General features: G+C 53.5%; 24 protein-coding genes and 1 pseudogene. 16 read left to right on the top strand and 9 right to left on the bottom strand.

Annotated features, from left to right (window positions below; genetic code table 11):
* Window positions 1-4: 4 nt before the first annotated feature.
* Window positions 5-289, top strand: a complete 285-nt coding sequence (locus IGQ15_RS02670; RefSeq protein ID WP_297048409.1) for a DUF427 domain-containing protein — start codon at window positions 5-7, stop codon at window positions 287-289.
* Here IGQ15_RS02670 and IGQ15_RS02665 read toward each other — a convergent pair.
* A complete protein-coding gene (locus IGQ15_RS02665; RefSeq protein WP_297048407.1) occupies window positions 243-1,202 on the bottom strand; it encodes a methylenetetrahydrofolate reductase in 960 nt (319 codons plus the stop codon). The two genes, IGQ15_RS02670 and IGQ15_RS02665, sit on opposite strands and share 47 nt — an antisense overlap.
* A gap of 26 nt (window positions 1,203-1,228) precedes the next feature.
* Window positions 1,229-2,599, bottom strand: a complete 1,371-nt coding sequence (glmM, locus tag IGQ15_RS02660) for a phosphoglucosamine mutase (protein ID WP_297048405.1) — start codon at window positions 2,597-2,599, stop codon at window positions 1,229-1,231.
* Between the two features lie 183 nt (window positions 2,600-2,782).
* Here glmM and rfaE1 point away from each other — a divergent pair, with 183 nt between their 5' ends.
* Entirely contained in the window at window positions 2,783-3,805 is a 1,023-nt protein-coding gene (gene rfaE1, locus IGQ15_RS02655; RefSeq protein ID WP_297048402.1) for a D-glycero-beta-D-manno-heptose-7-phosphate kinase, read from the top strand.
* On the opposite strand, the gene IGQ15_RS02650 is transcribed toward rfaE1, so the two are convergent.
* Window positions 3,802-5,499, bottom strand: coding sequence for an N-acetylmuramoyl-L-alanine amidase (locus IGQ15_RS02650; RefSeq protein WP_297048400.1), 1,698 nt, complete (start codon window positions 5,497-5,499; stop codon window positions 3,802-3,804). The two genes, rfaE1 and IGQ15_RS02650, sit on opposite strands and share 4 nt — an antisense overlap.
* A 433-nt stretch (window positions 5,500-5,932) precedes the next feature.
* Between IGQ15_RS02650 and IGQ15_RS02645 the strand changes: the two genes are divergently transcribed.
* Window positions 5,933-6,157, top strand: a complete 225-nt coding sequence (locus tag IGQ15_RS02645) for a replication restart DNA helicase PriA (protein WP_149819579.1) — start codon at window positions 5,933-5,935, stop codon at window positions 6,155-6,157.
* 68 nt (window positions 6,158-6,225) lie between these two features.
* A complete protein-coding gene (locus tag IGQ15_RS02640) occupies window positions 6,226-6,498 on the top strand; it encodes a hypothetical protein (protein ID WP_297048398.1) in 273 nt (90 codons plus the stop codon).
* On the opposite strand, the gene IGQ15_RS02635 is transcribed toward IGQ15_RS02640, so the two are convergent.
* On the bottom strand, window positions 6,495-7,697 hold the full coding sequence (locus tag IGQ15_RS02635; protein WP_297048396.1) for an anion transporter: 1,203 nt from the start codon (window positions 7,695-7,697) through the stop codon (window positions 6,495-6,497). The genes IGQ15_RS02640 and IGQ15_RS02635 overlap by 4 nt on opposite strands.
* Window positions 7,698-7,871 carry a hypothetical protein gene (locus IGQ15_RS02630; RefSeq protein WP_149819585.1) on the bottom strand — a complete coding sequence of 58 codons (174 nt, stop codon included), beginning with the start codon at window positions 7,869-7,871 and terminating at the stop codon, window positions 7,698-7,700.
* Between the two features lie 273 nt (window positions 7,872-8,144).
* Here IGQ15_RS02630 and IGQ15_RS02625 point away from each other — a divergent pair, with 273 nt between their 5' ends.
* Together IGQ15_RS02625 and IGQ15_RS02620 are read left to right on the top strand one after the other, a co-directional pair.
* On the top strand, window positions 8,145-8,450 hold the full coding sequence (locus tag IGQ15_RS02625) for a DUF3155 domain-containing protein (protein WP_297048393.1): 306 nt from the start codon (window positions 8,145-8,147) through the stop codon (window positions 8,448-8,450).
* A gap of 252 nt (window positions 8,451-8,702) precedes the next feature.
* The gene (locus IGQ15_RS02620; protein ID WP_297048391.1) at window positions 8,703-9,548 is read left to right on the top strand and encodes a transglutaminase family protein; all 846 of its coding nucleotides are present in this window, start codon (window positions 8,703-8,705) and stop codon (window positions 9,546-9,548) included.
* Here the strand turns inward: IGQ15_RS02620 and cax are convergent.
* Complete coding sequence (gene cax / locus IGQ15_RS02615; RefSeq protein WP_297048389.1) at window positions 9,545-10,600, bottom strand: calcium/proton exchanger; 1,056 nt, start codon at window positions 10,598-10,600, stop codon at window positions 9,545-9,547. The genes IGQ15_RS02620 and cax overlap by 4 nt on opposite strands.
* A 97-nt stretch (window positions 10,601-10,697) precedes the next feature.
* Entirely contained in the window at window positions 10,698-12,137 is a 1,440-nt protein-coding gene (locus IGQ15_RS02610) for a DUF3084 domain-containing protein (RefSeq protein ID WP_297048387.1), read from the bottom strand.
* A gap of 102 nt (window positions 12,138-12,239) precedes the next feature.
* Here IGQ15_RS02610 and xth point away from each other — a divergent pair, with 102 nt between their 5' ends.
* Entirely contained in the window at window positions 12,240-13,025 is a 786-nt protein-coding gene (gene xth / locus IGQ15_RS02605) for an exodeoxyribonuclease III (RefSeq protein WP_297048385.1), read from the top strand.
* Here xth and surE read toward each other — a convergent pair.
* Window positions 13,011-13,814: a 5'/3'-nucleotidase SurE gene (gene surE / locus IGQ15_RS02600; RefSeq protein ID WP_297048383.1), complete on the bottom strand. Its 804-nt coding sequence runs from the start codon at window positions 13,812-13,814 to the stop codon at window positions 13,011-13,013. The two genes, xth and surE, sit on opposite strands and share 15 nt — an antisense overlap.
* A gap of 180 nt (window positions 13,815-13,994) precedes the next feature.
* Between surE and IGQ15_RS02595 the strand changes: the two genes are divergently transcribed.
* The 9 genes from IGQ15_RS02595 to IGQ15_RS02555 all read left to right on the top strand — a co-directional run bounded on the left by IGQ15_RS02595 (window position 13,995) and on the right by IGQ15_RS02555 (window position 23,421).
* A complete protein-coding gene (locus IGQ15_RS02595; RefSeq protein ID WP_297048381.1) occupies window positions 13,995-14,231 on the top strand; it encodes a hypothetical protein in 237 nt (78 codons plus the stop codon).
* Window positions 14,232-14,413: 182 nt separating this feature from the next.
* Window positions 14,414-14,995, top strand: coding sequence for a thioredoxin family protein (locus tag IGQ15_RS02590; RefSeq protein ID WP_297048379.1), 582 nt, complete (start codon window positions 14,414-14,416; stop codon window positions 14,993-14,995).
* 118 nt (window positions 14,996-15,113) lie between these two features.
* Complete coding sequence (locus IGQ15_RS02585) at window positions 15,114-17,081, top strand: BamA/TamA family outer membrane protein (protein ID WP_297048377.1); 1,968 nt, start codon at window positions 15,114-15,116, stop codon at window positions 17,079-17,081.
* A gap of 11 nt (window positions 17,082-17,092) precedes the next feature.
* The gene (gene lpxC, locus IGQ15_RS02580; RefSeq protein WP_297048376.1) at window positions 17,093-17,950 is read left to right on the top strand and encodes a UDP-3-O-acyl-N-acetylglucosamine deacetylase; all 858 of its coding nucleotides are present in this window, start codon (window positions 17,093-17,095) and stop codon (window positions 17,948-17,950) included.
* A gap of 62 nt (window positions 17,951-18,012) precedes the next feature.
* Window positions 18,013-18,474, top strand: a complete 462-nt coding sequence (gene fabZ, locus IGQ15_RS02575; protein ID WP_297048374.1) for a 3-hydroxyacyl-ACP dehydratase FabZ — start codon at window positions 18,013-18,015, stop codon at window positions 18,472-18,474.
* Window positions 18,475-18,486: 12 nt separating this feature from the next.
* Complete coding sequence (gene lpxA / locus IGQ15_RS02570) at window positions 18,487-19,293, top strand: acyl-ACP--UDP-N-acetylglucosamine O-acyltransferase (protein WP_363315767.1); 807 nt, start codon at window positions 18,487-18,489, stop codon at window positions 19,291-19,293.
* Window positions 19,294-19,310: 17 nt separating this feature from the next.
* Window positions 19,311-19,784: a tRNA (cytidine(34)-2'-O)-methyltransferase gene (locus tag IGQ15_RS02565; RefSeq protein WP_297048491.1), complete on the top strand. Its 474-nt coding sequence runs from the start codon at window positions 19,311-19,313 to the stop codon at window positions 19,782-19,784.
* A 116-nt stretch (window positions 19,785-19,900) separates the two neighbouring features.
* Window positions 19,901-21,160 (top strand): HlyD family efflux transporter periplasmic adaptor subunit, encoded by a 1,260-nt coding sequence (locus IGQ15_RS02560; RefSeq protein WP_297048370.1) that lies wholly within the window; start codon window positions 19,901-19,903, stop codon window positions 21,158-21,160.
* Between the two features lie 44 nt (window positions 21,161-21,204).
* A complete protein-coding gene (locus IGQ15_RS02555) occupies window positions 21,205-23,421 on the top strand; it encodes a glycosyltransferase (RefSeq protein ID WP_297048368.1) in 2,217 nt (738 codons plus the stop codon).
* Here the strand turns inward: IGQ15_RS02555 and IGQ15_RS02550 are convergent.
* A pseudogene (locus IGQ15_RS02550) lies at window positions 23,418-23,672 on the bottom strand (hypothetical protein); the annotation flags it as partial. The gene IGQ15_RS02555 and the pseudogene IGQ15_RS02550 overlap by 4 nt on opposite strands.

Genomic DNA, 23,672 nt, shown 5'->3' with positions numbered 1-23,672 from the left:
AGCAATGGCAAAAGCAGTTTGGAAAGGCGCGACCTTGGCCGAGAGCGATCGCTATGAGGTGGTCGAAGGCAATGTTTATTTTCCCCCAGAGGCCCTAAATCAGGCCTATTTTCAGCCCAGCGATACCCACACCGTTTGTGGTTGGAAAGGCACAGCCAGCTACTACCACGTTGTTGTCAATGGTGAGGTAAATCGTGATGCCGCGTGGTACTATCCCGATCCCAAGCCGGCGGCAGCCAATATCAAGGGCTATGTGGCGTTTTGGCGCGGGGTGCAGGTGACGCGTTAAGGGGAGGAATCCCCGCACGGTTGAGAATTTCCGGAATCAAATCCTCACGGCGTACCGCCATTAAATGCACTCCCTGACAAAGTGTCCGTGCCTGCTGGACTTGTTCTGCTGCAATTGTAATCCCTTCATCGAGGGGATCAGCGGCAGCGGCAAGGCGATCGATAATGTGCTGGGGAATTGAAGCCCCCGGCACGGCGCGATTGATAAACAGAGCATTCTTGGCCGACTTGAGGAGAAAAATTCCAGCAAGAATGGGCCGTCCACAGCCAGTGGCAATCTGATCCATAAACTTAGCTAGCCGCTCAAAATCTGTGATTAACTGCGTTTGGAAAAATTGAGCACCCGCTGCCAATTTGCGCTCAAACCGTTGCTGCAGTCCCGACCAACTGGCAGACTGAGGATCAACCGCTGCCCCAGCAAAAAATTCCGTCGCTCCATCGGCTAAGGGACGCTCCTCACTATCCACCCCTTGATTCAGTTGGCCAATGACGCGCAATAGACGCACAGACTCCAAATCAAAGACGGGTTTGGCTTGGGGATGATCGCCTGCTTTGACGGGGTCGCCCGTGAGTGCCAAAATATTGCGTAAACCAAGGGCGGCAATGCCCATGAGATCCGCTTGCAGGGCAATACGGTTGCGATCCCGACAGGCTATCTGGCAAATGGGTTCAAACCCCTGCTGTTGCAACAAATAGGCGGCTGCCCAAGAACTCATCCGCAGCACAGCGCGACTGCCATCAGTGACATTGACAGCATGAACTCGCCCCTTCAGATGGCCTGCTTGGCGCAACATCGTACTGGCATCCCTTCCCTTGGGGGGGCAGACCTCTGCGGTGATGAGAAACTCACCCTGCTCACAGGCAGCTTGAAAACGGGAGACTGACAAGGAGATGGTTAGAGCGCGACTAGGCAACTATCATACCCTGAGGGTACCCCTTCCTAGGCGGCCAAATGGGCACTCACCGCCTGCACCAAAGTTTCTGTCCAATAATCAGCAACACTTTGCTGCTCTGCCTCCACCATGATGCGGATGACGGGTTCTGTCCCAGAGGCACGTACCAAGACTCGCCCGCGATCGCCCATATCCAGTTGAGCTTTGGCAATCATCTGTTGCAGAGGTTCACACTCCTGCCAGTGGAGCCGCCGCTGCCGATCTTCAACACGGACATTGCGGAGAATTTGTGGGTAGGCGGTAAAACTTTGGTCTCGCAGTTGTGCCAAGGATAGACGGGAATCCTGAACTAGGGTCGCTAAATGAACCGCTGTGAGCAAGCCATCCCCCCCCACACCATAGTGACGACAGAGGATGTGTCCCGACTGTTCTCCCCCCAGCATGGCACCGTGGCGCAGCATCTCTGCATGGACGTACTGATCGCCCACTGCTGCCCGCACCAGTTGTCCACCCCGCGCTTGCCAAGCTCGCTCAAAACCGAGATTCGACATCACAGTGGCGACAATCAAATCCTTGGGCAGTTGTGCCTGCGACTGAAGCCGTTGTCCCCAGAAGTAGAGAATGTGATCGCCATCAACCACCCGTCCTTGACTATCCACCGCCAGCACGCGATCGGCATCGCCATCAAAGGCAAATCCCATAGCGGCATGGGTTTCACGGACAGCCTGTTGTAATGGTTCTAAATGGGTGGAACCGCAGTTGACATTAATGCGATCGCCATCGGCGCGATCGTGAAGAGCAATCACCTCAGCCCCTAGGGCATGGAACACCGTCGGTGCCACCGCCACTGCAGATCCCCAAGCCAAATCCAACACCACTCGCAGTCCCTGTAGGGGCTGACGATCCTCAAGGGGGGCTTGCACCGCATGGCGATAGCGCTGGAGTAGTTCTGGGCGATGATGTAAATGCCCCCATTGCTTCGTATAGGGCAGGGAGAGGCCAGTATTTAAGTGTGCTTCAATTTCTTTTTGCAGATCAGGACTGAGCTTGCTGCCATCGCTGCCAAAAATTTTAATACCGTTATCAGTGGGGGGATTGTGGCTGGCGGAAATCATGGCGCCACCCATGGCTTCTGTGGTGGCCGTTAGGTAGGCAATACAGGGGGTTGGACACAAGCCCACATTCCACACTTCAAAACCAGCGGCGGTTAACCCTGCGGCCAAGGCCGTGGCCAACATATCACTGGAGTTGCGGGAATCTTGACCAATGATAAAGGGGCGCTGGGGTCCATCCGTCGTTTGCCGCAGGACTTCTCCTACCCAATATCCCAAGCTCAAGGCCAAGTTAGGGGTTAGCAACTCCCCTGCCCGTCCGCGAATGCCATCGGTTCCGAACCGAATCGGCTGCTGCCCAATCATGGTTGATTCCTCACACCACACCAATACTCACTATTTTCTAGTCGATCCCCTTGGCTATGCAGGAGACGATTTTTAACATTTATTCATTATCTCTGGACTATAGCACCTCTGTGAACCTTTGCTGCCGCATCAACGTCCCCCCACAGGAGTATTCTGGATCAGCGGGAATTGAGGCAAAGCCAAATGTTACCACCCGACCTGCGCCAGCAATTGCAATCGTCCCAAGGGCGACTCCTACACCTTTTGGAGTCCTTTTCCTCAGCACGGGTGCTGGTGGTGGGGGATCTCACCCTCGATGAATTCCTCACGGGTCAGGTGGAGCGCCTCTCGCGGGAAGCCCCTGTTCTGATTTTGCGCCATGAGTTTACCCGCCAAGTGCCCGGCGGCGGTGCCAATGCCATCTACAATCTGGCCAAGTTGGGTGCTCAGGTGCAGGCGGTTGGTCTAGTGGGCGCAGATCCGCAGGGAGAGGCACTCTGTGGCATTTTTCGAAGGGCGGGGATTGATACGCGGGGCATCTTTCAGGATGGCGATCGCCCCACAGTGACAAAAACGCGCATTTCGGGCCATGCTCGCCAGTCGGTGACACAGCAAATTGTGCGCGTGGATCGCAAGTCCGATGACCTGCCTGCCCCAGCCCTTCAGGAGGCGCTAGCGGCCTTCATTCGTCAGCAGATGGGGACTGCCGATGCGGTGGTTTGCTCCGACTATGGCGATGGTGTCTTTACGCCCCCTGTGATTGCGGCTGCTCTGGAGCATGAGCGGACAATTGTTGATACCCAACGGGACTTAGCCCGTTATCGCGGTGCTTTCCTATTTACACCGAACCTGCCAGAAGCAGAGGCAGCAGTGGGCTACCCGATTCGGACGGAGGCCGAGGTACTGCGAGCTGGGGAAGACCTGCTGCAGTTGACGGGGGCTAAATATATGCTGATTACACGGGGGGATGCTGGTATGAGTCTCTTTAGTCGCGAGGCGGCGCCCTACCATTTACCCGCCTTTAACCGCACGGATGTCTTTGATGTGACTGGAGCGGGCGATACTGTTGTAGCTGCTTTAACCCTTGGCCTTGTGGCGGGTGCCACTCTTTGGGAGGCGGCAGTTTTAGGCAATTTGGCTGCCAGTATTGTCGTACGCCAGTTTGGTACAGCCACCACCTCCACCACCGAGATGGCGGCAGCCCTTCACCATTTGCTGGAAGACTAGTCCCGTGTGGCTTGCTGCAACCATTCAAGAATGCCTTCGGCAAGGGCGCGGGCCAGCTCAGCTTGGGCTTGGTGGTTAACAATCCACTCAAACTCTTCGGGGTGAATCATGAAGCCCAGTTCCAGCAGCACCGCAGGGGCAATTGTCGGACGCGTCAGGGCAAGGTTATTCCAAAACACACCGTACTGCTGCCGCCGCAGTCGCTGACTCAAATACCCCCCTAGGAAAACGGCAAGGTCATGGCTTTGGGGGTGATACCAAAAGGTGCCAATCCCCTGAGTATTGCGGGCATCACCAGCATCGGGGAGAGCATTGTAGTGCAAGCTCAGGGCAAGGGTGGGTTGGGCTGATTCAATGGCGAGAAGGCGATCGGGCAAGTCCAGATCAATATCCTCTGTGCGCGTCAAAATGACCGTTGCCCCAAGGCGTTCTAGCTCGGGTGCCAGTTTTTTGGCTAGTGCTAATGTGACAACCTTCTCGGGGGTACCATCTGGGCCGCGTGCTCCCAAGTCCTCAGGCCCACCATGGCCGGGATCAAGGAGAATTTTAATTCCCCGCAGGGGTTGTGTCCCCCGTTGGAGTTGTGGTGGATGACGCAGTTGCAGCAGCAGCCGATTGCCCTCATAGGCCACATGATAGCCCCACTGTTGGCGATGATGCAGCGTAAAACGATACTCCACCCGGTCTTGATCAAGGGGGTACCAGTCAAGGCGCTGGATCACGAGATCGGCATCGAGGCGAATGATGTCGGTTTGGGGAATCGTGTTGTGGAGCGTCAGCCTGAACTGGCGATCGCCCTGCTGAATCGAAATCGGTACGGGCACATCCAAAGGAAAGCTGATTTCTGTCCAACCGGCAAGTTGGCGGCTGGTAATACTGCGGATGGTGGCGGTTGTCGGCAGAGCACTGGAGAGGAAGCGCACTTCATTGACGCGGATCCAACCCCCATAGTCCAAATGCAACCAGTCCCCGGTTTGTCCTCGCACCCGTGCTCGCGTTCCCACTGGCAAGGGCGTCAGCCGTGAATAATCGGTGCTAGGGCCAGTGCGTGCTACCCCGCCAAGGGAGCGGGTGACTTCAACAACGGGTAATTGCGTTGGCTCAGCCACACGAATGCGGGCACCGGGTTGGCGCTGGCCTGCCAATTGCCATTGAATCGGGCCATAGTCGCCCACTTGGCTTAGCTGGAGGCAATTGCGATAGAGAGAGGGGCGAGCAGTGACCACATCCGCTTGATGAATTAGCGCGGCCAGATTAGAGGGCAGTTGCACTTGGGGCGGCAGGGGTTCTAGGGGCAGAATGCGCTGACCCACTTGGACTTGAACGGCGCGATCGCTGGGGGCAGCAGCGGTAAAGCAAACAATTTCATTGGCTAGGCGCACTAAATCGGCTGTTGGCTCTAGGGGTTGTAGGGTGGTCGGTATTTGGGGCACGGTGCGGATAATGGCAAAGTCAAGGCGTTGCTCCCCCGCTCGGAGGGTGATGCGATTGAATCCAGGTTGCAGGGGAAGACTAGGGGCAAAGTGTCCCGCTGGCGAGCGATCGCCAATCACTTGACCATTGAGCGTCACCACGACCTGTGGCGGTGCTGTGCCAATAAAGAAAATTTGGGGGGCACTGGTGGTGTGCTCTCGCGGCGGATAAACCACTTGTAGCGAACCCTGTGCCATTGCTGGCTGGAGTGAACTCACCATGAGTGCCCCCAAGAAACTCAAACTCAACCAATTCACCCCCAACCCTCATACATTTCTTAATCCTTTCTTCAGATTACAGCCCTTTTCTAAAATGCGGGGTGCCCATGATGCCGTTTTGCCTATTGTGATCCTGTTGAATCCTTGTGAAAAGGAGTGTTATAAAAGTCAATCACTTCTCAGAAAAAAAGAAAAAGTTTTCTCTTAGGCTACTTATTGAATTCGTTGATCCCCACTTGATTAGCATATTTTTTAACATTGGGATCATTGCCATCTCTAGGAAATTCATCCATAATAAAAAGTGTCCTCTCTCATAAATTTCCTTAATGTTGCGCAATACTATTTCTTTGGTCTTGTTATTTTGAAACGCAAGTTTGCGCAGCGCTTTCTATCACAAGTTCATGTCCATCAAAAAGAATTTAAGGATTATTTAACTATGGTTACGATGCAAACGATTCACTGTCCTCACTGTGGTAAATTAGCCCTTCGCCAACGCTATGGCTCCGTGAGTCACACCCAGTGTCCCCACTGTGATTACGTCCTAACGATGTGCGATCGCACAGGACGGGTGTTAGAGGCTTACACGCCTGAAATTACCCATGTGGGTCAGTATGGCGCCAACCTCACCTGCACCATAGAGCGAACACGGGCTCTGTGCTAGCAAGAATTCATTAGGAGAATCTAAAGATTGATGAGGAAAATCCTGAGAGTTGTTAAGATAGTTTACATATGGCTATCTTACTTCTACTGGTACTGGCATTGGTGCTGTGGTCGGTGCGACTCCTCCACGGTGCCTATCGCCTCCGGGATTTTTCCTTACTGCTGGCCAGTGGCCTTGTGGCCATCTCAGCGGGAGGCGTGATTCTTGTCTATAGCCTGATGAATGGCTGTGTCGGCTATCTCAGTCAAGGGCAGCCCATTCCTGAATCCGATGCTCCTGTCATCATGTCTGACGTGGCCTACTTTGAGGGTGCCTCTGGAGCAACCACCCCAAGCCCCTAGGTCTGACTCACGATCCAAACGTAGGCGATCGCGAGCGTCAACACCGTCAGCGGCGCACCAAAGCGCAAGTGCTGCCAAAAGGAAAACCGCTGTCCTGAGCTAGCAGCGGCCTCAACTGTAATTAAATTAGCCACAGCACCAAAAAGCGTCAGGTTGCCCGCGAGGGTACTTGTGGCTGCCAGTAGATACCAGAGCTGATCGGCACCTTTGGGGATAAACTGCGCTAGCAGCAGCACCGTGGGCACGTTAGAAATTAAATTTGACAGCAGTGCTGTAATCACCACCAAGGGCAAGGGCTGATTCACCCAAGGGCGCAAAACGGCTAATAAATCAAAGTTTTGAATACAGCGGGTAAGAATAAACAGACCTGCAAACAGAACCAAGAGTGACCAATCCACCTGAGCAAGGACGCGCTCCGGCTTGAGACGACGGGTGACCAGTAAAGCCGCTGCCGCCAAAAGAGAGGATTCTGCCAAGGGAAAGCCGAGGAGAAAGGCCAAAAACATCAGCCCAGAGACAATCAGTGTCTTGTGGAGTACCCCTTTTTGCACCTTTACCGGTTGGAGCGTAGCTAATGTACAGGGTTGGCGCGATCGCACCTCCGAGTAGAGCCACCCCAACCAAGCCACTTGCAGACCTAACCCCAGTACGGCGACGGGGATCATCACTTGGGCAAATGGAAGATACCCCAACTCGGAAAACGAGCCCACGAGAATATTTTGGGGGTTGCCGCTGAGGGTGGCCACAGAACCGATATTCGTTGCGGCTGCGATCGCCAGCAGATAGGGCACTGGATTTAAGCCCAAGACATGGGTAATACGCAAAGTTAAAGGCGTTGTTACAAGGGCAAGGGTATCGTTGAGAAAGACCGCCGACAACATTCCCGTCGCTACCGTGAGGAAGATCAGTAATCCCAAGGGACTACCACTAAAGCGCACCACAGTCACCATCGCTATTTGAAAAAAGCCGCTCAAGCCCAGATAAGCATTGACAATCATCATGCTGAGCAAGAACACGATGGTTTGGGGATCAATGGCTTGCCATGCAGTAGGTAGATCAATCGCCCCTAGGGCAATCAAAAGAGCGGCACTCACAAGGGCGATCGTCGCTCGATTCATGCGTAGCCCCGGCACCCCCCCTAGAGCCAAAGCACCGTAGCTGAGGGCGAGAATCAGGACTTGAAGGAGAGACCGCAGCACCTACTGTTGGGTTTGAATTTTCTTAGCTTCTAGGGCATCGAGCAATTCCCCAAGGGCAGCCATATCATCACCGTCATATTCCCGCTTCCACAGCAGTTGGGAAATTTGGTTTTCAATGGCTGAGGTTAATACTTGGGTTTCGAGCACCCGTTGCACTAAGCGTTGGATCATCATAGGGGTTCAGCAGCTTAGACAGTTGTTCTCTAGAGTAGCCCATTGGCTGTGGGGCACCTCGAAGGAACCACTTTCTCAAGTGGCACAATTTGCTATGGTGGGGCCACTGGGATCAGCAAAGCGTTGATCCTAGGCTGGAGATCGTTGTGCCATCAATAAATCGTGTTTCGATAAATTAAGGAAAGTTGAAATTCTAGAATACAACAGATATACTAAAGGGCGACTTTTGTAAACCCAATAACAGTTCTTTGAAGGCAAAGGAGGTAAGGCAACTTGGCCAGAAGACGGAAGCGGAAGAGCCGGCGGCGTCTCGAAGGACGCAAAATCCTTGAGTGCGTACCTCAATATAGCATCGAAAGTGGCGAAGATAAACCCGTGACAGCGGCACGAAAATTTATTCAAGCCAAGGGGATCACCCCGCCCGCTTTACTTCTTGTTAGGCGGAATGAGCACACCACTGATCGCTACTTCTGGGCAGAAAAGGGCTTGTTTGGTGCGCAGTACGTTGAAGAAAACCACTTTTTATTCCCTAGCCTGAGGGAACTGGCAGAAGAGAAAATGGCAGCCACTACTCGTTAGGCTGTTTTTTTTTACAAACACCCGTTTTATTGAGGAGTCAGGATCTGCTCTTGACTCCTTTTGCTTTCCTCGTGAGAGGATTTAGGGTGTGGTCTAGAGATTTGATGTTTTTGCGCCATTTACTTATGGCAATTGGGAAACTGTCCCCTACAATAGAAATAGCGGAGACGCACGTTTCCGTTCACTCCTCACACCACACCCCGCCTGGACAGTTATTGGTTCGGGCGGCTTCCTTTTAGATATGAATATGAAATGGAATACCGCCTTTATCATCAAACTACCTACACCTACAGCGCCCCTGTTGCCCTTGCCCCCCATGATTTGCGCTTGATCCCCCGCAGTGATGGCCACCAACGCCTGCGATCGCTCTCCCTCCAAATTTTACCCGCTCCCCAAGGCCAAAGTACCGTCCTTGATGTCCATGGCAATCACATTCAGCGCTACTGGTGGTCACCACAGCCCACCACCTCCCTGATGATTCAGGTCACCTCTGAAGTGGAAACCTATTGCAACAACCCCTTTAACTATTTGCTTGACTCGTGGGCAATCACACTCCCTTTTAACTATCCGCAGCGGCTGGCAACTAGCTTGCATCCCTATCTATCACCGCCAGTGGATCCTGTTGCCTATGAATTGGCTTGGCAAATTTTAGCCAGTGGCAATGGCAGCGTTCTCACATTTCTCAGTGACCTCAATAACAAAATTTATCGCACTTGTCAGCACCAAATTCGCGAAACCGGTGCCCCTTGGCCCCCCTGTGTGACTTGGGCAAAACAAATGGGTTCCTGTCGCGATACGGCAGTCTTGTTTATCCATGCCTGTCGGGCTGTAGGCTTAGCGGCGCGGTTTGTCAGTGGCTATCAGGAAGGAGACTTGGATAATCCTGAACGGCACCTCCATGCTTGGGTAGAAGTGTATTTGCCGGGGGCAGGCTGGCGTGGCTACGATCCCACCCACGGCCTAGCGGTGAGCGATCGCCACATTACCCTTGTGGCTGCGGCTGATCCAGCGGATGCTGCCCCCATTCAAGGTGCCCTATGGGGACAGGGAGTCACTTCAACCATGACCTACCAACTACAGATTCAGCGCCTCTCCTAGGTATGGAAGAAAAAGGCGGTGCCGAGAATCCCATAGGTGGCCAAGAGCAGTGCCCCTTCTAGCCAGTTGGAGCGCCCATCTAGGCTAATCACATTGGCAATTACGACCGCAATAATCACCGTCACCACTTCAAAAAGACTAAAGTTTAAATCCATCGGCTGACCGATGAACTGGCCAATGAGCACAAGCACAGGTGCCACCAAGAGCGCTACCAAGAGGGAGGAACCGAGAGCAATGGACACGGACAAATCCATATTGTTTTTCAGGGCAACCCCCACAGCAGTCACATATTCCGCTGCACCGCCCACCAACGGCAAGAGGATGACTCCAGTAAATAGGGGCGTCAGACCCAAACCCGCCGTTGCTGCTTCAACGGCGCCGACAAAAATTTCCGACTCAAAGGCCACCCCAATCGTGGCAATAATCAGAACAGTGATCCACAAGGGTAGGTTCGGCTGTTCATGGTGCCCCAGTTCCACTTGACTGACATCGTAAAGATAGCTGTGGGTTTTCAAAGAAAAGAGTAACGTTAGCCCATAGACCAGCATCAGAATGATTGCGGCTACGACTGACATTTTGGAAATTGCGGCTGGCGGCACACTACTGGAGGTGTAAATGACCATTGCTGGTAGGAGAATCGCGGCGATCGCCACCGTCATCGAGGAAGCATTCACCCGTGCCACCACTGGGGCAAAGGATTGCTCCTTGTAGCGAATGCCCCCCAGCAGCATGGATAATCCCATCACCAGCAAAAGGTTCGCCATCAGGGTTCCCGTAATACTGGCTTTGACAATATCCACTAAACCTGCTCGCAGCGCCACAATGGAAATAATCAGTTCCGTGGCATTCCCAAAAAGAGCATTCAATAGGCCACCGATTGTCGGCCCTGTGGCGAGTGCCACCTCCTCTGTTGCTGTGCTCAACCAAATCGCCAAGGGTACGATCGCCAGTGCTGCCAAAATAAAGACGGTGAGGGCGCCCCATTCCAGGGTTTCAGCAGCAATGGAGAGGGGAATAAACACCAAAAAAACAATCGAAACCAGTCGCTTCATGGCGGCACCCCTTACGTAGTGAACGGAGAAAAATCTCCTCTATCCTAGCCTGCGGTTTTATGAATCCATCCCCATTCGTGGGAAATGAGGCTGATGCCTAACCACTGCGCAGGATCACTCGCTGATTTTGGCGGGCGACAAGGGAGAGGGTGAGAGGGCCAGCGGTATAAACGGACGTGGGAGTAACTGCACTAATATCAATTGTCCCTTGGTGATCTTTGAGGTCAAGGACAAATTTCACCAGCTCAATTTGGCGAAAGGAGCCAACACTGCCAGTGACCGGATCTGGGAGCACTCCAGAGGCGATCGCCCGCTGGTTACTGACCGTAAACAACTGATCCAAGCGTTGCAAAATTTGCTCATCGGTCATCTGGCTGGGATCGAGGGAAATGGTAGCTAAATTCTCACCTTCGCGGAACACCTCCTGATTGCGTGCCACTTGGGGCACCACAAGAATATTGCTTTCCCCCTGTAGATAATTGGCCGCTGCTAAAATGCGCACCACATAGGGCTGGCCATCACTAATTTGGCTGCGTAGGCGGTTCACGTCTTCGGTGGTAATTTGAATCACCTGATCTGTCGGTTTGACATTTTGGGGGTTATTGAGAACAATGGCATTGCGACGTGCCTCTCGGAGCAGTTCTTCGATCACTTGGGTGGCTTGACCCGGATCTTTGATATTTTGGATCACAGCAGAGGCCAAAACCTGCCCTGTGCGAATGGCGATCGTCCCCCGCCTTAGTCCCAGCAATAGGATGCTCACGTTTTCCTCAAGGCGTTGGCGACTGGCCTCAAGGGCAGCAATTTCCTGCTGGAGCGTGCGCTGTTGATTGCGTAACACCTGCTGCTGCTGATTGGCAACGGCCAGTTGATCCTGAATGCGATCAATCTCTGCTTGGAGACGATCCTTTTGTCCTTCGACTTCGGCAAGGCGCTGTTGAGCACTGCGAATGGCGGTTTCTAGGGCCGCTTTTTGGCCCGCCACATCCTCGAGGCGGCCTTGGATGGCTTGTCGCTCCCGTTGCAAACGCTGAATTTCTTGCCGCAGGCGTGCCCCTTGGACTTCAAAGTTTTCGAGGTCTTTTTGGGCTTGGGTGTAGCGGTCTTGAAGTTGCTTGAGTTCTGCTTCCGTGAGAGTTTGGCGATTGACGGCCTGCTCTAGGACTTGGTTGGTTTGACTGAGGCGTTGGCGAATGTGGGCCAGTTCAATTTGGGATTGTGCGAGTTCCGCTTCAATTTCATCCTTTTGGGCACGGGTTTCCGCCAGTTCTTGTTCAGCAGCCGCTTGTTGACGGCGAATCGTATCAATGCGCAGCACGCCATCGCGCAATTCACGGCTGAGGGCAAAGAGGATGGCAAGGGTGGAGGCAGAAATTAAGCTGCCTGTGAGAATGGTAATCAGGACAGCCGTCTGTCGAGGCCGCAAATTAAACCAACTCAATCGGGCTTTGCCCACTTTTGAGCCAAGGCGATCGCCCACTGTCGCGATCGCGCCCCCAAGAACAATCACAGCCAAAACCAGAACATACCCAGCCATATTTCGGGTACTGCTGCCACTCCCCAACTATACTTTCTACAGTATGTGCCGATGCTGCCCCCTATAGCGGTTTGGGCAAATCACTTTGACTGAAATCAACCGATGCCAAAAATTGCGACTTGGAACGTCAACTCAATTCGCACCCGTCTTGACCATGTGTGCCAATGGTTGGATCACACTGGGGTGGATTATCTCTGTCTTCAGGAGACCAAAGTCACCGATGCTGAGTTTCCGCGTCAACCCTTTCTGGATCGTGGGTATCAAGTTTATTGTAGTGGCCAAAAGGCCTACAACGGGGTGGCCATTCTCAGTCGTCAGCCCCTTGCGGGCGTAGAAGCAGGCTTTGCCCCCCAATTACCCAGCCACCGTGAGTTGGATACGCAAAAACGACTGATTCGCGCCCAATTAGCCCCTGATGTGATCTTGGTGAATGTCTATATTCCCAACGGCGGAGAGTACGACAGTGAGAAATACCACTACAAGCTGCACTGGTTAAAAACCCTCCATGTCTATCTCGAGCAGCTCACTGCCCAAGGAGAGGTGATTCTCTGTGGTGATTTTAATATTGCTCCTGAAGATAAAGACCTTTTTGATGCCAGCGATCGCGCCACAAAAGTAGGAGCCACCGATGCTGAACGCAACCTTTTAGCAGCCATTCGCGACCTTGGCTTCCACGATGCCTTTCGCCACTTTACCGAGGAGCCCGGGCACTACTCTTGGTGGGACTATCGGGCGGGTGCCTTTCGCCGCAATCATGGCTGGCGTATTGATCACCTCTACATTACCCCCGCTGTCAAAGCCCGGGCCTGCAACTGTCACATTGATATTGCCCCTCGGCGCTTACCCAAGCCCAGTGATCATGCACCCGTGATCCTAGAGATTGAATAGGGGCTGTACGGTGGGTTGGCGCAGCCACTCGGTTAAACTCTGAACCCCTTGGCCGTAGGTGAGATCAAAGGTCAGCGGCGTAATACTAATCAGATTTTGGGCAATGGCTTCCACATCCGTGGGTGCTTGATTGGGGTCTTGGGGATATTCTTCAACCACTTCACCGGCGAGCCAGTAGTAGGTTTTGCCGCGAGGGTCAATGCGTTTTTGGAACAGGTCATGGTAGCGCCGAATCCCCTGTCGTGTAATGACAACGCCAGCAATTTCACTGGCAGGCAGAGCAGGTACATTCACATTGAGGAGCATCTTTGGGGGCAGGGGGGCGGTTTCCAGCGCCTTAAGGAGACGACTGGCAAAGTCAGCGGCCGGTTGAAAGTCATGAACCGTGAAACTGGTGAGGCTAATGGCAATACTAGGAATTCCCTCAATCACCCCCTCCATCGCAGCAGACACCGTGCCGGAGTAGAGAATATCCGTGCCGAGGTTGGAGCCTTGGTTAATCCCAGAAACCACAAAATCTGGGGGTTCCTCTAGGAGGGCACCAAGGGCGAGTTTTACACAGTCAGAGGGGGTACCGGAGCAGGCCCACGCCTTAATACCGGGGTGAAAGCGATCGCTAACGACTTCGGCGCGAATCGGATCAAAAACAGTGAGGCTATGCCCTGTAGCGGAGCGTTCGCGATCCGGACACACAACCACGACTTCATGGCCAGCGATCGCCAGCGTGTCTGCCAACGCCCGAATACCGGGGGCAAAAACCCCATCATCATTGGCAATGAGTAACCGCATTTCCTGCCCCCTGAATCGTGAAATGTTGGCCAAACATTACAGTTGATTGCAAATTGCAGCACACTCCCTGAGAAATGTTAACCTCTAAAAGGGTCAAGTGGCGCACTGCATGACCCGCCCTGCTAAACAGTTTGAAGGTACCATTCCTGACCTGACCACTGTTGGGGATTGACAGGAGCCATGAAACGCCTACTGAACCATCAGTTGAAGGAGAACATTGTGTCTGTGCATCAAAGTCATCCGTTACTCCGTGAAGACCTCAGCGAGTACGTTGCCCATTTGCAACTGCACATGGCACTCCAAGCGCGCAATTTAGTGCCTGCCCTGAAACACACGGGCGACAGCCGCGAGCAACTTCTCCATCAAACCCAAGCCAACTTCGAGAAGCACGTTTCCCGTCAAAGTTATATTGGCTAAAGTAATTTTTCTCTGTGCTCAAACATCAAAAGCTATGATACATCAGCAGCAGTCATCTTGCTGCTTTTTGCGTTCATTAGGGCAGTCGCTCCTCTCACCCCTTTGAGGAACGATCGCAACAGAGTACACTAGGGACGATATTACCATTTGTAACACTCTTGCCAGCGTTCTCAGGAGGTTTTATGGCGCGGACAGAGTCCACGATGCTTGCCCTTGGTACTGTTGCTCCCGATTTTCAACTGCCCGATGTGGTGAGTGGGCAAACGATTTCCCTCAGCACCTTTGCCGACAAGAAAGCCCTACTGGTGATGTTTATCTGTCGCCACTGCCCCTACGTGAAACACGTCCAAGAGGAACTAGCGAAGCTGGGGCGCGACTACAAAGACACCGGCCTAGGAATTGTTGCCATTAGTGCCAATGACGCCGCCAACTATCCCGATGATGCCCCAGAGTCCCTGAAGGCGATGGCCACCGACCTGGGCTTTACATTTCCGCTTTGTTACGACGAGAGCCAAGAAACGGCCAAGGCTTACACGGCAGCCTGTACACCCGACTTTTTCCTCTTTGATGGCGATCGCAAGCTCGTGTATCGCGGACAACTTGATGACAGCCGCCCCCAGAATGGCTTACCAGTCACTGGGAAAGACTTGCGTGCAGCCATTGATGCCGTGTTAGCTGGTCAAACCCCCAGCGAGGATCAAAAACCGAGTCTCGGCTGCAATATTAAGTGGAAACCGGGGAATGAACCCGCCTATTACGGCTAATGTTAGAAAGGCAACGAGAGGGGCACTTTTATTGCCGCTTTTGAGTCGTTAACCTACTGTTATATCAATGCCAATGGGTTTGGCTGTATTGACGCGATTTGTTTTTTAGGGGTGAGCAGTGAATAACCAACTTTTTTCGCCAGTGCAACTGCAGCCAATGGGGGCTGCCCTAAAAACGGTAGCAGTGGCAATGGCAACCGTGGCGATCGCCCTCGGTCCTGTGAGTCCCAGCCGTGGTCAACAAGCCCCCGCACCCCCTGAAACTCCCCCAGCGGCCACCCCCACCCCTCCGCCTGTGAGTCAGCCCCCCGCCGATGAACCCCAAGTGCTGATTGCGGAAGTGGTGGTTGAAGGAGCCACTCCTGAGCTGGAGCAATTGGTGTATCAGGTCATTAACACTCGACCCGGCAGTACCACCACCCGCACGCAACTGCAACAGGATACCAATGCCATTTTTGCCACGGGCTTTTTTGCCGATGTCAATGCCGTCCCTAGCGATACCCCCCTCGGGGTACGGATTACCTTTGTCGTGCGCCCCTATCCGGTACTGCGAGCCGTTCAAGTGGCTGGTAACCAGGTGCTCACCCAAGAAAAAGTCAATGAAATCTTTGCACCGCAAATTGGTCGGACGCTGAACCTCCGCGAGCTACAGTCTGGCATTGAGAAAATCAACACGTTTTATAAAGATAATGGCTACATCTTGGGGCAAGTGGTCGGCACCCCCCAAGTGGATCCCGATGGCGTCGTGACGTTGCAGGTGGCTGAAGGAGTGGTTGAAGAGGTCACCTATCGCTTCCTCAATAAAGAAGGGGAGCCGACCAAACAGCGTACCCGCGACTTTGTGATTAGCCGTGAAATAGACACCCAACCCGGCGTTGTCCTCAACCAAAATACCGTGCAAGCAGATTTGCGCCGCCTCTTTGAACTGGGACTCTTTGAGGATGTGCAAGTTAGCCTTGAACCGGGTCGAGACCCGCGCAAAGTGAACTTGATTCTCAATATCAAAGAGCGCAATACCGGCAGTATTTCCGCTGGGGCGGGTTATAGCTCGGCCTCAGGTCTGTTTGGGACGGTGGCATTCCAGCAAAATAACCTCTTTGGCCGCAACTGGAAATTTGGTGTTGAAGCCCAGGGAGGGACTGAAGGAGAGTTTCTCTTTGACATTAACTTTACCGATCCTTGGATTAAGGGAGATCCCTACCGCACCTCCTATACCGTCAGTGCTTTTAACCGCTTAAATGTACCTTTCACCTTCAGTAATGGTCCGATCAATGTGCCCTTAGCCAATGGCGATTTGCCCCGCATTAATCGTTTGGGATCCGCTGTCTTCTTTACCCGTCCATTTACCAAAGATCGGGATTTGATTCGCACCGCTTGGACCGGCTCCCTTGGTCTGCAATATCAGCGGGTGACGTCCATGGATGGCTCCTTTAATCGAACACCGACGGATTTTCTGGGCAACTGTTTGACCTTCCCTGATAATGGTGTGTGCCGGGGTTTCAATGACCTGTTTACGGTGCAAGCGGCGATTCTGCGGGACTTGCGTAATGATCCCCTGCGGCCGACCAGGGGTCAAGTGATTCGCCTAGGCGTGGATCAATCCATCCCTATTGGCACCGGGAATATCTTGATGAACCGGGTGCGGGGTAGCTATAGCTTCTATATCCCAGTGAAGTTTCTGCGCCTTGAGGGCCCGCAAACCGTTGCCTTCAATATCCAAGCGGGCAACATTTTTGGCGATTTGCCGCCCTATGAATCCTTTACGATTGGGGGTGCCAACTCAGTACGTGGTTGGGAAGAGGGGGCGATCGGCTCCGGGCGTGCCTTTGTGCAAGGGACAATAGAGTACCGGTTCCCTATTTTTAATATTGTTGGTGGCGCCCTCTTTGTGGATGGGGCCAGTTTGCTCGGTACCCAAGGCAGCGTACCCGGTCAGCCGGGGATTGTGCGCGGTAAACCCGGAGAGGGGCTAGGCTATGGCGGCGGCCTGCGGGTAAATACGCCCCTAGGCAATATCCGCATTGACTTTGGCTGGAATAATGAAGGGGGCAGCGCCTTTAGTTTTGGTATTGGTGAACGCTTCTAGGAGACAGATGGATGATCACGGCCTCTGTACCGACAGCATTGGCGGCAACGACTCAACAGACCCTTGCTGGAGCTGCCCAATGGTCAGGGGTGGGCTTGCATTCAGGCCAACGGGTTGAGGTCACCCTTCAGCCGGCACCCGCCAATACAGGACGGCAGTTTGTGCGCCTTGATCTGGAGGGACAGCCCGTGATTCCGGCTCAGATTGAGGCCGTGAAATCCACGCAGTTGGCAACGGAGTTGGTGGCCAATGGCGCCAGTGTGCGCACGGTTGAACATCTCTTGGCAGCGCTGGCGATCGCTGGGATTGATAATGTCATGATTGAGATGACGGGGGCTGAGGTGCCAGTGCTCGATGGCTCGGCGCAACCTTGGCTGGAAGGCATTCAAACGGTAGGTGTTGTCCCTCAGGGGGTTCCTCGACCAGCAGTGATCTTGAAGGAACCGGTCACCATTTACGAAGGAGAAGCCTTTGTCAGTGCCATTCCTGCTCCTGAGCTGCGCCTTACCTATGGCATTGACTTTCCCTATGCGGCGATTGGTCGCCAGTGGTGTAGCTTTACCCCTTCAGAACTGGCGCTAGCCGTTGCACCTGCTCGCACCTTTGGTTTTGCTGAACAAGTGGAGTATCTGCGCAGCCAAGGCTTGATTCAGGGGGGCAGTTTAGAGAATGCTCTGGTGTGCAGTGCCAGTGGTTGGGTCAACCCGCCGTTACGCTTTGCCGATGAACCGGTTCGCCACAAGTTACTCGATCTCTGGGGAGATTTGGCCCTACTGGGGACACCCCCCATCGCGCATTATGTCGCCTATCGCGCGAGTCATCATCTGCATACCCAATTGGCACGGGCGATCGCCCAACAGATGGTTTAGTAGGAAACCATTCTCCCCTATGATTTGTTTATATCTTTGATTTGCAGCCGACACCTACCCCTATGCCAACGTTGACTGACGCCCCACCAACCACTGTGCTGACGGTTACTGATCTTCAGCAGTTGCTTCCCCACCGCTACCCCTTTTTGCTGGTGGATCGGATCATTGACTACGTGCCAGAAAAGTATGCTGTGGGGCTGAAAAACGTCACGATCAACGAACCCTTTTTCCAAGGGCACTTTCCCGGTCGCCCAATTATGCCAGGGGTGCTCATTGTGGAAGCCCTTGCCCAAGTGGGAGGGGTTGTCCTGATGCAGATGAGCTGGGCCAAGGATAAGCTTTCTGTGTTTGCGGGTATTGATAAGGTGCGCTTTCGCCGTCCCGTCGTGCCTGGGGATCAATTAATCCTGCGGGCTGAGCTTCTTGTTGTCAAGCAACAGCGCATTGGCAAAATGCAAGGACGGGCTGAGGTGAATGGTCAATTGGTCTGTGAGGGCGAGATGATGTTCTCGCTGGTGGACTAGTCACAATCAATGATGCAAACACTGATCCATCCCACTGCCGTCATCCATCCCAGTGCCGAGCTACATCCCACAGTTCGGGTTGGTCCCTATGCAGTGATTGGTGAACAGGTACGCGTCGGTGCCCATACTGAAATTGGGGCCCACGTAATTATAGAAGGGCCAACGGAGGTGGGGGTAGGCAATCGTATCTTTCCGGGAGCGATCATCGGCACGGCTTCTCAGGATCAAAAATATACGGGTGCCAATAGTGCTCTGCGCATCGGTGACTACAACACGATTCGCGAGTTTGTGACGATTAACCGCGCCAATGGCGAAGGAGATGCCACGATCATTGGTAACCATAATCTACTGCTGGCCTATGTCCACGTGGCCCATGATTGTGTGATTGAGGATCAGGTGGTAATTACGAATGCAGCCTCGATCGCTGGCCATGTTTGCATTGAATCAAAGGCACGCATTGGGGGTATGGTGGGCATTCACCAGTTTGTCCATATTGGTCGCTTGGCAATGGTGGGGGCAATGGCACGGGTAGATCGGGATGTGCCCCCCTATATGCTGGTGGAAGGTCATCCGGCGCGGGTTCGTGCCCTCAATCAGGTGGGACTGCGGCGGGCGGGCGTGACAGAGACAGAAATGCGCGACCTCAAGGAGGCGTTTCGGATTCTCTATCGTCGTGAGCTGCCCCTTGCTCAGGCGATCGCCCAATTGGCGACCCTACCCCCTTCTGAGTACTTAGAGCATCTACAGCGGTTTTTGACCTATGCTCGTGAAGAGGGACGGCGCGGCTTAACCCCCAGTGGCCGGGGGGCAACGGATTAAGTCTCTTGCCCAATGCCATGCCTGCTGTGGTGCTTGTCCATCCCCAAATTCCCCCCAATACAGGCAACATTGCCCGCACCTGTGCTGCCACCCACACACCGCTGCACCTGATTGAACCCTTGGGGTTTGAACTCAGCGATCGCTACCTCAAGCGAGCCGGTCTTGATTACTGGCCCTATGTCACCTTGCACTGTCACCCCGACTGGCCGACGTTCCTTAAAACCACCCATAGCGGGGGGCGCCTGATTGCCTTTGAGCCTTCAGCCCAGCAGATTTACTGGAACTTTAGCTTTGCTGAGAGTGATTGGCTCGTCTTTGGCAGCGAACCCGATGGCATCCCCGCCGATGTCTTAGCGACCTGTGACGCCTTTTTGAAAATTCCCATGTGGCAGCCGGCGGTGCGCAGTTTGAATCTCTCGGCTTCGGTGGCGATCGCCCTAATGGAAGTCTATCGCCAATTATTTTCCTCTCATCGCCATTCTCTAACCTAAACGAGGCAAAGTACCGTTCCTCAGTTACTTAGTGCTCACCTCCACAAGATTGAGAACAGTTGCCGCAGCCCAATATTTTTTATAGGCTAGAGTTGTTTTTTGCCTCAGAAAGTCCTGTGAAGCTGCCCCAGAGGGTCTATTCCGCACTCTTGCTCAAGGAGATTTCCATTCAGCGACAGCAACTCTTCCGCGCACTGCGCCTGTTGTTTATCTTTTCCTTAGTGGCAGCATCAGCTTGGTTCCTTTGGCAGCGACAGACACGAGTTTTTAGCCGCGTAGGGTACCTCAACGGCACCCTCCTCAACATCTATGCCCGAATTCCTGGCACCCTTGTTTTATATCCGCTGCAGCCCGGCCAGCTTCTAAGCAAAGGTCAGGAAATAGGTCGAATTGAAAATGAGCGTAATCCTCAACTGGAGACTGATCGCCAGAATTTGGAGACCCGCCTCGCCGTCGCCCAACGCCAGCGGCAGGTACTGTTGCAAAAACGCCGCAGTCGCCAACAGCTGATTGCTGAACTGAGTCATGACCAGCGCGAGCAAACTCGTCTGGAGGTTCGTTTTGCCCAAGAGGCGCTCCAGCGGACATTGGCGGAACTGCGGGAAGCTCAAGAGGCGTTTACTCTTGCCCGCCTTGAGGCAGAGCGCTACAGCTGGTTGGTGCGCCAAGGGGCTGTTTCCCAGCAGCGAGCAGATGAAGCCGTTTACAAAGCTCGTCAAGCAGAACAAGTGGTTAAAAACAAACAGGCGGAGCTGCGCCGCTATCAAACAAACCTAGAAGCCTTTCGCAAGGGCTTACAACTGGATTCAGCTCGCACGTTTAGCTTTCCCCAAATTCGCGTGATTGACCTGCAAATTGAAGTCGTAAACATTGAAGGGCAAATTGCCGAAGTGGAGGCGACCATTGCAGAATTAAAAAAAGAAATTGCCAACATCAAGCAACAGTTGGCGCTGCAGCGTTTAGCTCGCATTCAGTCACCAATTAGGGGTGTGGTGTGGTCAGTGATTCACAAAAGCGGTACTTTAGGTATTCCCATTAGTGCCGGTGATCCCATTGCCAAAGTTCTAGACTGTGATGATGTCTGGGCAACGGCTCTTGTGGCTGAACGAGAGAATGCCCGCCTCCGAGTCGGTCAACCGGCCATTGTCCGCCTGCTGGATGGGAGCGATCGCCGGATGTCGGGATGGGTGCGCGCCATTCGCGGTGGTCCGGGAAAAGTCGTCGTGGGAGAGACTGTCGCTGTACCCCCTCCAGATCTAGTGCGCAATGAACTGGCGGTGGATGTTGCCTTAAACAAGTTGCCACCAGAATTAGGTACTCAGCGGTTTTGTGGGATGGGTCAAAGTGTAGAAGTTATTTTTGATGCTCGCTCCTAATTGAGCTGTTCCCAATCATTGTGTAGTTCCCGAAACCCATGCTAATGAAAAAGCAACAATCTACAATAACGCTGCTGCTGTTGGCTCTCCTGGCCTTTGCAGCCCTTCAGCTCTGGACTTTTAACTGGCAAAATCTCCTCCCCAACCTTGTGGGCACTTGGCATGCCGGCAAGGCCCTCTTTCGCACAGAGGGCACCAGCCTAGAGGCACTGCTGTTGCCCGCTGTTCTGTGGGCAGCAATAATTTTATTGATTAAAGAACTCTGGCCGCAGCCCACTACCCTAGCTCGGCTCCTAGTTGTGGGCGGGACACTCTTCTTTGGGGTGCGCTATGAACTCTGGCGAGTCTTCTTTAGTCTCAACCTTGATGATCCGATTAACGGGACGCTCTCCGTCGGTCTCTTTTTGGCAGAACTCCTGATGGTGTTCAACACGTTGGGGTTCTTTTTTCACTGTAGTTTTACAATCAACCGCAGTCCAGAGGCCGATCGCTACGAGCAGGATGTCGTTAGTGGCAAGTACCAACCTTGGGTGGATGTGATCCTGCCCACATACAACGAGGGCGTGGACATTCTCCGCCGCTCGGTCATTGCCTGCCAAGCAATGGACTATCCCAACAAACGCATTTATCTTTTGGACGATACCCGTCGTCCCCACGTGCGTGCCTTGGCTGCCGAATTGGGCTGTGAATATCGCGATCGCCCCGACAACCGCCACGCCAAAGCGGGCAATATCAACCATGCCCTGCCCACCCTCAGCGGCGAGTTTATTGCCGTCTTTGATGCCGACTTTACCCCCTGTCGCAATTTCCTCAACCGCACCATTGGCTTTTTCCAAGACCCCAAAACCGCGATGGTGCAGACCCCTCAGCACTTCTTTAACGAGGATCCGATTACCGTCAATTTGGGGTTGGAGGGAATTGTCAACAATGAGCAGAGCCTGTTTTTCCGCTTTATCCAACCCAGTCGTGACTGGTGGGATGCAGTGGTCTGCTGTGGCACCTGTTTTGTCATTCGCCGCAGTGCCCTCGACGAAATTGGTGGTATTCCCACCGATACAATCACGGAAGACTACATGACCAGCATGAAGCTCCAAAGTTTAGGCTATCGGGTGAAATACCTCAACGAAGCTCTCTCTGCTGGCATGTCTCCCGAAACCATTAGCGCTTACGTAAACCAGCGCCTGCGCTGGGGACAGGGCACACTGCAAATGTTGTTTGTGGGTGGCAACTGTTTTACAGTGCCTAATTTGCGGCTCAGTCAGCGTTTTTCCCACGCCTTGAGCATTGTCTATTGGTTTTTGGCCCTGTCGCGGGTCATTTGCCTACTAGTTCCGCTGACGTTTCTGCTATTTGGAGCTGCCCCGCTGCGAGCCACAATCAATGAGATTCTTTACTTTTATTTACCCTACTACATTGGGAATGCCTTGAGTTTCGCTTGGTTTACTGAGGGGCGCCGCTCCGCCTTTTGGTCTGATGTCTATGAAACAATTCTGGCTTTTCCCATGGCAATTACCATTGTGCGCACGATAATCCAACCTCGCGGCAAAACTTTTAAGGTCACGCCCAAGGGAATCATTGATCCCCACCGTATTAACCCCAACTGGCCGCTGATTCGCCCGCTGTTGGCTGTTGCTGCCCTAACAATTTTAGGTATCCTCTGGCGCAGCCGCCCCCTCCAGGACACCACTGTCAATCCCGATAGCTTGACAGTCAATCTCTTTTGGAGTACCTATAATCTAGGGTTGCTACTGGTCTCAATTATGGTAGCTATTGATGTGCCCCAACGGCGTTTTACTCGATTTAACCGCGACGAACGCTGCCACTTCTTGAGGACTTCGGAAAACTGTGAGCTAACCCTGGGTGGCTCAACCTACAGCGGCTATACTCTCGACATGAGCGAGGGCGGTGCGCGCCTCCACCTGTGGTCTGAGGATCTCTCCAGCCAAGAGATGGCTCAGTGCTTGAAGAAAGCGGAAGGTTATTTGTGCTTTTCTGCTCCCAGTGAGCTGGCTGGCTTAACACTGCCGGTAACCATTCGCTGGTGTGCCCCCTTGTCTCAAAAGCCCGGTCAGAAGAAAGGGGGATTTGTAGCGGTGGGAGTGCTTTTTGCGGAACTCTCTTTGGTGCAGCAGCGCCGCTTGATTCCCTACCTGTACTGTCAACCTAGTCAGTGGGAAGAGGTACGCGCCCCTGAGTTAAAAACCGCTTGGGCAATGCTCCAAAGTCTATTTCGGTTACATCCCCTTGCCGAGAGCCGCTAACCATTGAGAAGGGTGAGGAGATTTTGAATCGCCATACTGGTAGCGCGAATGGCCGCATGGATATTGGCGTTTTTTGGCTCAACTTGTAGCAGATAGGCCAAGCTGGATTGGAGATACGTCAGCGCCATCTGAATGTTGGGATCAATGGGCTGGTAGGCTTGGGGTGGATAGGGCTGACCATAACTGGGATGGGAATAGTCATAGTTGGGATGGGGATAGCCGACGGAGTGCTCGTAGTTGGCCGCTGGATA

This window comes from Thermosynechococcus sp. M98_K2018_005, assembly GCF_015295825.1.
In the GTDB taxonomy this organism is placed as follows: Bacteria; Cyanobacteriota; Cyanobacteriia; order Thermosynechococcales; family Thermosynechococcaceae; genus Thermosynechococcus.
Note: the sequence above shows the minus strand (reverse complement) of the source record. Positions and strands in the feature narration are given on the sequence as shown.

Coding starts and splice junctions, on each gene's coding strand:
- IGQ15_RS02590 (WP_297048379.1), top strand. CDS start 14,414: ATGGCGCGGACAGAGTCCACGATGCTTGCCCTTGGTACTGTTGCTCCC.
- IGQ15_RS02650 (WP_297048400.1), bottom strand. CDS start 5,499: ATGGTGAGTTCACTCCAGCCAGCAATGGCACAGGGTTCGCTACAAGTG.
- IGQ15_RS02645 (WP_149819579.1), top strand. CDS start 5,933: ATGGTTACGATGCAAACGATTCACTGTCCTCACTGTGGTAAATTAGCC.
- lpxC (WP_297048376.1), top strand. CDS start 17,093: ATGATCACGGCCTCTGTACCGACAGCATTGGCGGCAACGACTCAACAG.
- IGQ15_RS02595 (WP_297048381.1), top strand. CDS start 13,995: ATGAAACGCCTACTGAACCATCAGTTGAAGGAGAACATTGTGTCTGTG.
- glmM (WP_297048405.1), bottom strand. CDS start 2,599: ATGATTGGGCAGCAGCCGATTCGGTTCGGAACCGATGGCATTCGCGGA.
- fabZ (WP_297048374.1), top strand. CDS start 18,013: ATGCCAACGTTGACTGACGCCCCACCAACCACTGTGCTGACGGTTACT.
- lpxA (WP_363315767.1), top strand. CDS start 18,487: ATGCAAACACTGATCCATCCCACTGCCGTCATCCATCCCAGTGCCGAG.
- IGQ15_RS02630 (WP_149819585.1), bottom strand. CDS start 7,871: ATGATGATCCAACGCTTAGTGCAACGGGTGCTCGAAACCCAAGTATTA.
- xth (WP_297048385.1), top strand. CDS start 12,240: ATGCCAAAAATTGCGACTTGGAACGTCAACTCAATTCGCACCCGTCTT.
- rfaE1 (WP_297048402.1), top strand. CDS start 2,783: ATGTTACCACCCGACCTGCGCCAGCAATTGCAATCGTCCCAAGGGCGA.
- IGQ15_RS02640 (WP_297048398.1), top strand. CDS start 6,226: ATGGCTATCTTACTTCTACTGGTACTGGCATTGGTGCTGTGGTCGGTG.
- IGQ15_RS02565 (WP_297048491.1), top strand. CDS start 19,311: ATGCCTGCTGTGGTGCTTGTCCATCCCCAAATTCCCCCCAATACAGGC.
- IGQ15_RS02610 (WP_297048387.1), bottom strand. CDS start 12,137: ATGGCTGGGTATGTTCTGGTTTTGGCTGTGATTGTTCTTGGGGGCGCG.
- IGQ15_RS02555 (WP_297048368.1), top strand. CDS start 21,205: ATGAAAAAGCAACAATCTACAATAACGCTGCTGCTGTTGGCTCTCCTG.
- IGQ15_RS02670 (WP_297048409.1), top strand. CDS start 5: ATGGCAAAAGCAGTTTGGAAAGGCGCGACCTTGGCCGAGAGCGATCGC.
- IGQ15_RS02620 (WP_297048391.1), top strand. CDS start 8,703: ATGGAATACCGCCTTTATCATCAAACTACCTACACCTACAGCGCCCCT.
- surE (WP_297048383.1), bottom strand. CDS start 13,814: ATGCGGTTACTCATTGCCAATGATGATGGGGTTTTTGCCCCCGGTATT.
- cax (WP_297048389.1), bottom strand. CDS start 10,600: ATGAAGCGACTGGTTTCGATTGTTTTTTTGGTGTTTATTCCCCTCTCC.